Origin of the sequence: Campylobacter sp. BCW_6468, assembly GCF_001762865.1 — a bacterium.
Taxonomy (GTDB): Bacteria; Campylobacterota; Campylobacteria; order Campylobacterales; family Campylobacteraceae; genus Campylobacter_D; species Campylobacter_D jejuni.
This window is the reverse complement of the sequence record NZ_MJXQ01000001.1, coordinates 1-11,259: the sequence shown is the minus strand read 5'-3', so window position 1 is coordinate 11,259 and position 11,259 is coordinate 1. Positions and strand designations below refer to the sequence as shown.

Sequence of the window (11,259 nt, the reverse complement as noted above, 5' to 3'; positions counted from 1 at the left end):
ACCTAAGATAAGTTCAAATTTACTTGATTTAATTTCTTTTAAACTTTCTTTTAAAAGAATATTACTTAAAGCCTCAATGTTTTTGTTAAAGAGTTCTTTTTGGGTAGGGGTGAAGATCATCATAAGCCCCATCCATCATCTACCACTAAGGTTTGCCCTGTGATAAATCTACTCTCATCACTAAGCAAAAACACCAAAGTTCCACATATATCATCAGCATCTAACATACCCTTGCTTGCACAACATTTTCTATAAGCTTTTAAAAAAAGTTCATTTTGATTATCTAAAATTCCTCCACTTGCTAGGGTATTAACGCGTATGTTTTGATTAAAAAGCTCTTTAGCTAGCCAAGAGCTCATGTGATTAATCCCTGCTTTTATCACACTGTATTCTAAAGAGCTTTGCATGGAAGTGCCTTCATAGTTTTCAAATTTTGGCGCATAAACTCCCATGATGGAGCTAAGATTGATGATATTACCATAGCCTTGTTGTTTAAAAAATTTCACAAATTCTTGAGCGGCTAGCATAAAGCCTGCTAAATGTAAATTTAAACTTTCACAAATTTGTTCGTATTTGAGTTCATAATAAGGCGTTTTACCCCAATCTTTGCCAAAAGGATAGCTTGAGTTAACAAAAGCATCGATTTTGCCGTATCTTTCTTGACTTTTTTGAAGGGCGGTTTGTAAGCTTTCTTGTTTAGTGATATCAAGTTCTAAGCTTAAAAGTTTTGTTTTAAAATTTGTTTCTAAATTTTCTTGCAATTTATTTAAGCGTTCTTTGTTGATATCTGCGAGTATAGGGATACCTTTGCTAAGAAGTATTTTTTGACAAAGCGCTTTACCTATACGCCCACAAGCTCCTGCTACAAAGATGATTTTATTTTCAAGCATTAAAAATCCTTTGACGATAAATTTTTTAAAGAGATTAAAAACTCTACGATTTTAAAATCAAGCTCGCTATCAATATCAAAAGCTGTGCTTTCATCCATTACAAAAAGCCCTGTGTTTTTGCCAAAAACACTATCATTTTCTAAAAGATAATCCCTTTTAAAGATATAAATACTAGCGTTCATATCATAGCATTTTGGGGCACTTTGGCGAGTGGTAAAATTTCCTTCTTTGGATTTTACTACCTTGTTATTTTGTATTTCTACGAGGTTAAAATAAGGATTGCGTCTAGCGGGAACTGCGGTGATAAGATTGGAATTATCATTTTCAACAAAACTTTCATAAGCTTTTTTTATATCAAGGCTTGAGCGAAGCGGGGCTGAAGCATCTAAGTCTATGAGAGTTTCAAAACGCATTTTAAAATGCTCTTCACTTCTTAGCAAGGCATCACGCATGACAGGAAATTTTGCAGCCCGATCATTGGCAAGATGAGCTTCTCTTTTGAAAAAAACTTCAGCGCCATATTTTTGGGCTACACTTGCGATTTCATCACTATCAGTACTTATGACTATGTGTTTAAAAAGCTTTGAATTTTGAGCTTGTATGATGCTATAAGCTATCATTTCAAGTTCGTTAATCTTTCTAATATTTTTGTTTTTAACGCCTTTGCTACCACCCCTAGCACAAATAGTACATAAAATTTCAGCCATTTTTTTTCCTTACTTCATCACAAATTTCAAGCACTTTTAAAGCCTGCTTAAGATCGCAAAGTTCTTTGTCTTTTTCAAAGACTGCATGATGTAAATTTTGAAGGGTTTTTATCGTATCATTTTCAAAATTTAAGATTTTTTGACTTTGATTTTTGTGATAAATTTCGATTTTATTGTTTATCAAATCGGCTTTAAAGCTTTTTTCTAAAGTATGGATGATAATTTCTCTTTTGTTAAATTTAGAAAAATAGTCTAGTTCTATATGAATTTTAGCTTTTTGTGAATTTTTTAAAACCAAAAAGGCAAAATCATCGCTTGTTATGTCAAGCTCTGAAATTTTAGCATTTTGGGAGTATATAAGCTCTAAGTTTCCAAAAAGAAAAAAGGCTAGATCGATTTCATGAGAAAGATCGAGTAAAACCCCACCACCTAGCTCTTTTTTAGCGCTGTAATTTTGCCTGTAGTCTAAAGCCCTCCAATGGGGCAAATAAGAATTACAAACCAAACTAGCAAAATAAATTTTTTCACCTTTTAAAAGTTTTTTTAAAGCTACAATCACAGGATGAAAACGCAGTAAATACGCTACATAAATGTGATTTTTTGAGCTTGTAAAATTTTGCACCTTTTCAAATAAAGGTTTTTCTACGAGTATGATTTTATCTTTTACAAGCTCATTTAAAGCTTTTAAGGTGTTAAAATGCTCTGTGGTGATATTTGCGATGATAAAAAGATCAAATTCATTTAAATGACATTCTTTTAAGGAACAATAGATTTGAGTTTTTTCAAACTCTTCTTTTTTAGCACTTAAAGAAAGCAAACTTACTTCATACTTTAAATTTTTTAAGGCTAAAAAATGCTTTTTTCCTATGCTTCCAAAGCCTATGATTAAGACTTTCATTTAAAATCCTCATTGGCTTTTAAAAACTCATCTGGCCTTCCAATGTCGATCCAATAATCATTGATGATATAGGTATTTACCTTACCTTTTTGTAGAGCGAGTTTGATGAGTTCTGGCATATCTAGGTATTCATTTTTAGCAATTAAATTTAAAATTTCATTTTCAAGTACATAAATCCCCGCACTTACTAGGAATTTTTGTGTAGGTTTTTCTTCTATATTTTCTATAAAACCTTGTTTTTGAGTGATCACTCCATAAGGAATTTGTTGCTCAAACTCACGCACGCAAACGCTCATTAAAGCTTTTGATTTTTTATGCGCTTTTAAAAGATCATTAAAATCAAGCTCGGTTAAAATGTCTGCATTCATAACGATAAAACTTTCTTTAAATTCTTGTTTTATAAGGCTTAAAGCCCCTGCTGTACCTAGTTTTTTACGCTCTTTAATATAAGAAATTTTAACCCCAAATTTTTGCCCTTTTTGAAAATAATCTTCTATGATTTGTTTTTTATAATTCACACAAAAGATAAAAATTTCAAAATTTTGATTTTTAAGTCTTTGGACTATGCTTTCTAAAATAGGTTTTTTGCCTACTTTTAACATAGGTTTTGGAGTATCTTTAGTCAGCTCTTTTAAGCGAGAGCCTAAGCCTCCAGCCATGATGATAATGGAGTTTGGATTGGTTTTTAAAAGCGATGAGACAGATTTTATGGAAAGAATTTGCCCTTTTTCATCTAAAACAGGAAAATCATAAATATCGGTTTTGGCAGAAAGTTTTAAAAGTTCTTCTTTGCTTGTGTTTTCTTTTATGGTGATGGGATTTTTAGTGTAAATATCCTTGATACTATCTTTTAAAGTTTTGCCGCTAATTAAAGCTTTTCTGATGTTTGAATCGCTAATGACTCCTAAAAATTTATCCTTTTTATCAACTATAATGCCTAGTCTAACGCGTTCTTGCCCGACTATTTTTAAAGCTTCTTTTATGCTAGAATCAGGGGTGAGTTTGAGTTTGTCTATATCCACACTAAGCCTTATAAATCGATGAAATTTTTATGTAAAATTGTATCTAAATTTACATTTTTTAGGCAAGTTTTTATGAATTTATTGGGATTTTTATCATTATCATAAGGGTTTTTAAAATTTTTTAAATTTTGTTTAAATTCTTTGCTTTCTAATTTTTCAAAAGCTTGATCAAGATCGTTGATTTCGGAATCAATGATATTTTGAGTTCTTAAACGCCCTTTTTGTCTATCGCCTATATTAATGCAAGGAGTTTTAAAAAAAGGACTTTCACTAATACCACTTGAAGAATTGCCTATCATGGCCTTGGCTATTTTCATAAGACTTAGGTATTTTTGTGAGCCAAGATTATCAAAAAGTTTAGCCTTGTGTGAGTTTTTTTGGCAGTAATTTTGCAAAATTTCATTGATTAAAAGTCCATTTTCATCGGCATTTGCTTTGGTAAAAATCAAACTTGCATTTTTAAGGGTGTCAAGTTTTTTAAGTAAGGTTTTAATCTCTTTTTGAGTATTTTTTACATTTAAGGTTAAAGGATGATAAGTGATTAAGTAAAGTTCTTTATCTAGTTTCATTTCTAAGGTTTTTTCTAAATCTTTTTTGTTTAAAAAATTCATATTTTTTATGATAGTAGAAGCTAAAGAACCTATATTAAAAACCCTTTTTTCTTCTTCTCCAAGTTGCAAAAGCCTTTTTTTATAAATTTCATGACTTACAAAATGTAAATGTGACATTTTTGAAATGCTGTGTCTTATACTATCATCGATAGCCCCTAAAGTAAGCTCCCCGCCACATAAATGCACTAAAGGTATGTGCATCAATAGACATACACTTGCTACGCTAAGCATTTCATAACGATCGCCTAAAATGACCACCATATCAGGCTTTAAGTCTTTAAAAGCATCGCTAAAAGTACTAAAAGCTAAACTCATACTTTTACAAAGGCTTATTTTATCATCGTTTGCAAGCAGGATAGGGATTTTTTTAGTTATTTTAAATTCTTTTTCTATTTCTTTATAAGTGAGTCCAAACTCAGGGCTTAAATGTGCCCCTGTAGCGATGATTTGAAGGCTTAGATCTTTATCGTTTTGAATTTCATGACATAAATTTCTTAAAAGATACCATTCAGCCCTTGTTGCACTGACTATACAAATTTTTCTTTTACTCACAGATAAGCTCATCTTCTTTGTAGTTTTTTGTAGCAATTTTACCTAAAAACTCTTCATATCTCATAGCACTTATACCATTTGCTGGGCGTTTGGTAGTAAGATTTTCTTCGTTAAAAATTTCTCCTTTTTGTATATCTTTTTTAGCGACTAAACTTTTTCTTACTATGTTGATATTTTTTCTTTCGCTTTTGCTTGCTTTTTTTATGCCATCACCCATAGCCTTTTGTATTTGTCTTATTTGAGTACAAAGCGTTTTTAGTTCATGAGGTTCTAGGCTTGCTTTATGATCAGGCCCTGACATATTTTTGTCTAGAGTAAAATGCTTTTCTATTACACAAGCTCCCAAGGCAACTGCAGCTAGAGAAATGTGTATGCCTTGAGTGTGATCAGAATAACCCACATCAAGCTTAAAAGCGTCTTTTAAGCTTTGCATGGCTTTAAGATTGACTTCATTAAAAGGGGCAGGGTATTCTGTAGTGCAGTGTAAAAGAGTGATATTTTGGCGTTTAGCGCCATTTTTACAAAGCATATTTAAAGCTTCTTCTATCTCGCCTAAATTTGCCATACCTGTTGAAAGTATGATTTTTTTATTAAGCTTTGCAATTTTTTTAAGATAGGGTAGATTGGTGATTTCTCCGCTTGGAATTTTAAAGATTTTTAAGCCTAACTCATTTAAAAGATCTACACTTTCAAGATCAAAAGGAGTAGAAAGAAAGGCAATATTGCATTTTTTTGCGTGTAAGATAAGCTCTTTATGAGCTTTAATATCGAGTTCGAGTTTTTGTACCATTTGAAGCTGACTCTCATCACTAGCTGTGGTTTTAAGCTGATAGGGTGCTTTTTTAGCCTTTGTGCTGATACAGTTTTTGGCTTTAAAACTTTGAAATTTAACAAAATCAGCGCCTGAATCTGCTGCGATTTCTATTAACTTTTTAGCTAAATTTAAATCACCATTGTGATTAACTCCTGCTTCTGCGATGATGAGGGTTTTTTTCATAGTTTTGCCTTTATTTTGCCTTAAAATAAAGGCAAAATTTTATTTTTTAATACCTATATAAACATAATGGTGTGCTGATCCTTCAAAATTATAAAAATTAATAGGATCATAATCTCCTAGAAATAAAGTTTCAAAAGGTTGAAAAAGATTTTCTAGATCTTCGACTTTATCGATGAAATGTATAAAACTCGTTTCGTTTAGTCTACCTTTGATTTCAACTTTACTCAAGCCATTTTTTTCTTCTTTTTGGCTGTGGGAGAAATAATAATTTTTCTTGCTCATCATTGTAGCAAAAAGTATTCCACCTGTGTTTAAAAGTTCGTAAAATTCTAAAATATTTTGTTTAAGTTCTTTTAGAGGTATGTAGTAAAGACTTTGATTTGCAAAGATAATATCCATATTTTCATCAAAAAGTCCTTTGATGCTAGAATTTGGTTCTATAATTTTACAATACCCCCCCCCCGCTAATATTTTGCTCCCAAATTTCTTTTAAACTTGGAACTATATCTATTCCAAAAGTTTTAAACCCTTTGCTTTGAAAATACGCTGAATGTACACCATTGCCACAACCAAAATCAAGTAAATTTCCATTTATTTTATTTAGTTTGTATTTTAAAATTCTTTCATAAAAACGTACTACATGACCATCTGGAAAAAGTAATCCGTATCCATTTTCATTATATTTCATTGTATAAGCTTCTAATGAGTTTTGCATTTTTTTCCTTTATATTTTTATTGTAATTTGTTTTTTAATTTAAATTCTCCAAAATCATTTTTATAAAATAAATCCATATTGTAATGTTTTTCTACTATTTTCCAAAATGTAGTTTTACTAATACCTATGAAATTGCAAAAATCTTCAACGCATTTATTGTCAAGCTTATGATCTCTTTTTTGCACAAGTTCAATAGCTTCTTTTCTGCTTAAAAGTCCATAACGCACGAAACGAGCTGCGTAATCACTCGCACAAGCATGACCAAATTTAGGGTATTTCATCCAAGCGTGTAGGATATAGCCTATACTATCAACTTGATCAAAATTTTCTGCACACATTGTTCTATCCCATTCGCCTTCTAGATCAGTAAAACCACGACTTTTAGCAAAAATATAATTGCTATAAGAATTCCATTTTACAAAATAACTTAGATAGATAGGGTTAAGTTTATCGAGTTTATCTTTGTTTGGATTGAAAAAGAGTTGCAAATTTTCTTCTTTGATTTCATCATCTATAAATTCATTTATATTTAAATCACTAGCTACACCATTTAAAAATATTTCTTTAGCGCTAGGAGTTTCTTCGGTATCACTACCTCCATATTCATAACTAACATTTTCTCCATAAACCAATAAAGGTGTATTAAATTTTAAAGCCATAGCAAAAGGATAGCTGTAAATCAGTCTATCAATAAACCAAGTGGGTTTTCCATATTTTTCAAAGGTTTTTAGCATAACTTTTTTTTGAGTTTTGATATCAGGCTTTAAGCTAATAATATGACAACCAAAAGTTTCACTTAAATTTTTAAGATTTTTCTTACCTGCTTCAGTCATGGTGAAATTATCTTCAACGCTAAAAAGAATAGGATTCATTCCAAGTTTTTCTTTCATGATATGCACTTGAAAATGCGAATCTTTACCTCCACTTACGGCAATAGCGCAATCATATTCAAATTTTCCATTCATTCTGCGGTATTTATCGCATAAGGCTTCAAGCTCTTTAAATCTTGCTTTATAATCAATATTTTCTTTATTTTTATGATTGATGCAAGCTGAACAGATATTTTTACCTTCTTTATCTTTTGTAAAATTAATACCAGGTCTAGTATTTGGCATCACGCAGTGATCACAATAAATCATTCCCCATCCCTTCAATATTAATAAAAATATTAGATTATATAAAATATTAAATTAATATTTGCTTATTTTATAAAATATCACTTATGTTTGTTTTATTTTTCTACCTAAAATTCCTTTTTATAAGGCCTTTTTAAAGATTTTTGGATGGTAAAAATTTTCATCATCTTCTTTTAAATTCTTACAAATTTTATTACAAAGTTCTATGCCTATAGTGTCGATAATATTTAACAAATTTCTTTTTTCATAAAGCAAATCATAAACTGTTTGACATTCTTTGAAATTATAATCGTATTTTTCTATAATTTTAAAAAATGATGAAATTTCATTGAACAAAAGTAAATTTGCCAAAGCTCCTCGATTGCCTTTACTGCAAATGATATGAAATCCTAATTTTTTAAGATCTTTCAATGGGGTAAATCGTTCTAAATTAGAATCACAAAGTTCTATTAATTTGATATAAATAGTATTGAAAAAATGTATAAAATCGCAGTTTAAATCATCCATACTCAAAGAACTTGAATTCGAAAAAACTATATTATTATTGTCTCTAAGAATTTGCATGATTTCTTTTTTTAAATTTAAATCTTCATTTAAGCTTTCTATAGTCAAGCTATTTTTAAGATCTTCTATATGTTGGTAAATGTTTATTTTTCCGGCGTTAAAATTAGAAAAATCTATTTTTCTTTGTAGAAGTTTTATTTGTTTTTCAAATTCGTATATATTGAGCTTGCTTTTATTATAAACACCTATTTCATGGCCTAACAAATAAAATAAAGCACTTATTTGCTTACCCATTAAACCAAAGTCTATGATATTAGTTTTTTTCATTGTTTTTTTCTTGTTTTAATTATATTTTTATGAAAAATAAGTTGATTGGATGTGTAGTTTTGCTAATAATACTACCTGCGCTTACTATGCAGTTATCTTCTAAGTTTACGCAAGGCAACGGGCTAACTCTAGTAGCTAAAAAACAATTTTTTCCTATGCTTGAATTTCCATTAAGTGTAGCATAAGGGCTTAAAATACTTCCTTCTCCTACCTTACAACCATGAGCTATGCTTGAATAAATATTACAAAGCACAAAATCTCCTATATTTGAATTAGCATTAATGGTTACAAAAGGACACACTATAACCCCTTGTCCTATTTTAGCTTCTTTTGAAACAAAAGATTGAGGATGTATAAAAGTGATAAAATTACATGATTTTTTTGAAAGTTTTACAAGGATTTTTTTTCTTAAATTGATTTGTCCTACACCTAAAGCAAAAGATGCTTTTTGAATCAACTTTTTATCGAAGTTATCTTCATTGCCTAGATATTTTAAGTCAAAAAAATATTTTCTTGTATATCAATATAGCCTATAATTTCGTAATTTGCATCTTTTAAATAAGAATAAAGCTCTCTAGCAAAGCCACCCGCTCCTATGATGATGACATTTTTCACGCACTTCTCCTAAAAGAAGAAGTAAAAAAATCAAATCCCCCCCCCCGCTACTCTCATATTTTTTCTTATTAAAATTTTTTTAATGCTTTGAATTAAATTTTGCAACGCATCATTCCTTTTTATTTGCTATTCTAACGCTACTAGGTAAATTAACCAAACGTTTTTCTAAATTTTTAGTGTTTATAAGCTCATTGCTTTGACAGTTTTGAAAAGCTTTTAAACTCGGTAAGCTTTTCCATATAGGACGGACGAAAATATTATTTTTCAAGCATTCTTCTAAAAAGATATTTCTTAAATTTTCATCTTTAAAAAGCAAGGTATTGAGCCAAAAATTGCTTTTTTCATTGCTTTTTTCATCGATAAATTTACATTTATCGTGATTTTTAAAAAAATCCTTGTAAATTTTAGCAAGTTCTCTTTTGTTTTCTAAAAAAAGTTCTAAATTTTCAAGTCCTGCAAGCAAGATTGCTGCGTTTATATTGCAAAGACGGTAATTATAAGCTATCCTATCATGATCGTATTCGTAAGGATGGGGGATTTTAGCTGTGGTGCTAAGGTGTCTTGCAAGTTTAGCTAAATTTTCATCATCGCTTAATATCGCCCCACCGCATCCACCTGTGATGATTTTATTGCCATTAAAACTTAAAATTCCACACTTTCCAAAAGTGCCTAAGGCCTTGTTTTCATAGGTGCTTCCTAAGGCTTCTGCGGCATCTTCAATTAAAAGGATGTGGTATTTTTCACAAAGTTCTTTGATGGCTTTTATATGAGCGCTTAAACCAAAGGTGTGCATAATAACACAAGCTTTGATGAGTTTGTGTGTGGTTTTGTTATAGCTAAGATTATCTTTTTGATAAGTTTGATTTTCTAAAAAATGCTCTAAAGCCTTAGGACTTAAACTTAGAGTGTTTTCATCTATATCTAAAAAAACGGGTTTTGCACCTGTATAAGCGATAGCATTGGCCGTAGCGACAAAGCTTATGCTTTGAGTGATGACTTCGCAGTTTTCATCGATACCATTAGCTAGTAAAGCGATATGAAGGGCTGCTGTGCCTGTATTTGTAGCGATGACAAAGCGTGTTTTGGTTTTTTCTTTTAAAGCTTCTTCAAAACGCGTTACAAATTCTCCCACGCTTGAAACAAAACCGCTATCAATGCACTCTAAAAGATATTTTTTCTCATTGCCTATAAAACAAGGCTCATGTAGGGCGATACTTTCTTTATTAAAAAGACTTTTTATAAAAGAAATTTCTTTTTCAAACATTATAAAGCTCACTTTTATAATTTTCTAAATTTTCTTTAAAATACTCTATGCTTTGTCTCAAGCCTTCTTCTAGACTTATTTTGCTTTGCCAATTTGTAGCTTTTTTAAGCTTGTTTGCATCGCAACAAAGTCTAAAAACTTCGCTATTTTTAGGACGCAATCTTTGTTCATCTTGGATGATTTTTACTTTAGAATCTAAAATTTTTTGTATGAGATCAAGTACTTCTTGCATGGAGTATTCCACTCCTGAGCCTATATTATAAACTTCTCCAAAATGTTTTAAATTTAAAAGAGAGATAAAACCCTCGCAAGTATCTAGCACAAAATTTAAATCCCTTTTAGGGCTTAAATCTCCTAGTTTGATTTCCTTTGCTCCACTTAAAATTTGTGTGATGATGGTAGGTATGATAGCCCTTGCGCTTTGTCTTGGTCCATAGGTGTTAAAAGGGCGTGCAATATTGACATTTAAATTAAAAGAATTATAATAACTCAGCGCCATCATATCTGCAGCGATTTTGCTTGCAGAATAAGGGCTTTGAGGTTGCAAAGGGTGTTTTTCATCGATAGGCACATAAAAGGCCGTGCCATAAACTTCACTTGTTGAGGTGTGGATAAAATGCGAAATTTCGTTTTTTTTAGCTGCTTCGAGCATATTTAAAGTGCCATTGACATTGGTATCCACATAGCTTTGTGGGGCTGTGTAGGAGTAGGGGATAGCGATTAAAGCGCCAAGATGAAAGATCGCATCTATATTTTTGGTGATTTTTTCGCAAAAAAAACTGTCTCTTAAATCTCCACTTATAACTTCCATGTCTTTTAAAAAAGGACTTTTTTCTAAATGTCCCCAAAAATTAAAAGAATTATACTGACTTAAAGCTCTGACTTTAAAACCTTTTTTGACCAAACTTTCACAAAGATGAGAACCTATAAAACCATCAGCACCTGTAACTAAAATATTTCTCACCTTCTCACCCTTTCCATCCATTTATCTAATTTTCTTTCTTTAAGTTTTTCTTCTAAA

General features: G+C 30.7%; 11 protein-coding genes and 2 pseudogenes. All 13 read right to left on the bottom strand.

Translation table 11 applies throughout. The annotated features are described in order from the left end of the window. On the bottom strand, positions 1-120 hold a 120-nt coding region (locus tag AJ889_RS09500), incomplete at its 3' end, for a motility accessory factor (protein WP_072213593.1). Beyond that, on the bottom strand, positions 120-890 hold the full coding sequence (gene ptmA / locus AJ889_RS00075) for a flagellin modification protein PtmA (RefSeq protein ID WP_002788728.1): 771 nt from the start codon (positions 888-890) through the stop codon (positions 120-122). The genes ptmA and AJ889_RS09500, both read right to left, overlap by 1 nt. Next, on the bottom strand, positions 890-1,597 hold the full coding sequence (gene legF / locus AJ889_RS00070; RefSeq protein WP_002935050.1) for a CMP-N,N'-diacetyllegionaminic acid synthase: 708 nt from the start codon (positions 1,595-1,597) through the stop codon (positions 890-892). Before legF ends, ptmA begins: the two co-directional genes overlap by 1 nt. Beyond that, positions 1,590-2,495 carry an L-glutamine-D-fructose-6-phosphate isomerase subunit gene (gene ptmF, locus AJ889_RS00065; RefSeq protein ID WP_032584808.1) on the bottom strand — a complete coding sequence of 302 codons (906 nt, stop codon included), beginning with the start codon at positions 2,493-2,495 and terminating at the stop codon, positions 1,590-1,592. The genes legF and ptmF overlap by 8 nt, the downstream gene beginning before the upstream one ends. Beyond that, positions 2,492-3,517, bottom strand: coding sequence for a nucleotidyltransferase family protein (locus tag AJ889_RS00060; protein ID WP_002935053.1), 1,026 nt, complete (start codon positions 3,515-3,517; stop codon positions 2,492-2,494). Before AJ889_RS00060 ends, ptmF begins: the two co-directional genes overlap by 4 nt. An 8-nt stretch (positions 3,518-3,525) precedes the next feature. Next, the gene (gene legG / locus AJ889_RS00055; protein ID WP_032584809.1) at positions 3,526-4,680 is read right to left on the bottom strand and encodes a GDP-N,N'-diacetylbacillosamine 2-epimerase (hydrolyzing); all 1,155 of its coding nucleotides are present in this window, start codon (positions 4,678-4,680) and stop codon (positions 3,526-3,528) included. Beyond that, positions 4,673-5,677: a N,N'-diacetyllegionaminate synthase gene (legI, locus tag AJ889_RS00050; RefSeq protein ID WP_002876298.1), complete on the bottom strand. Its 1,005-nt coding sequence runs from the start codon at positions 5,675-5,677 to the stop codon at positions 4,673-4,675. Before legI ends, legG begins: the two co-directional genes overlap by 8 nt. A 39-nt stretch (positions 5,678-5,716) precedes the next feature. Further along, a pseudogene (locus tag AJ889_RS09060) lies at positions 5,717-6,392 on the bottom strand (class I SAM-dependent methyltransferase). Positions 6,393-6,409: 17 nt separating this feature from the next. Continuing rightward, a complete protein-coding gene (locus AJ889_RS00035) occupies positions 6,410-7,531 on the bottom strand; it encodes an N-acetyl sugar amidotransferase (RefSeq protein WP_002792714.1) in 1,122 nt (373 codons plus the stop codon). Positions 7,532-7,648: 117 nt separating this feature from the next. Further along, entirely contained in the window at positions 7,649-8,359 is a 711-nt protein-coding gene (locus tag AJ889_RS09055) for a 3-hydroxyacyl-CoA dehydrogenase NAD-binding domain-containing protein (protein WP_002902138.1), read from the bottom strand. Positions 8,360-8,378: 19 nt separating this feature from the next. Beyond that, positions 8,379-8,974, bottom strand: a pseudogene (locus AJ889_RS09495) (transferase). Positions 8,975-9,083: 109 nt separating this feature from the next. After that, entirely contained in the window at positions 9,084-10,238 is a 1,155-nt protein-coding gene (legC, locus tag AJ889_RS00010; protein ID WP_002935944.1) for an aminotransferase LegC, read from the bottom strand. Beyond that, the gene (legB, locus tag AJ889_RS00005; protein WP_002786732.1) at positions 10,231-11,202 is read right to left on the bottom strand and encodes a 4,6-dehydratase LegB; all 972 of its coding nucleotides are present in this window, start codon (positions 11,200-11,202) and stop codon (positions 10,231-10,233) included. The genes legC and legB overlap by 8 nt, the downstream gene beginning before the upstream one ends. Positions 11,203-11,259: the final 57 nt, after the last annotated feature.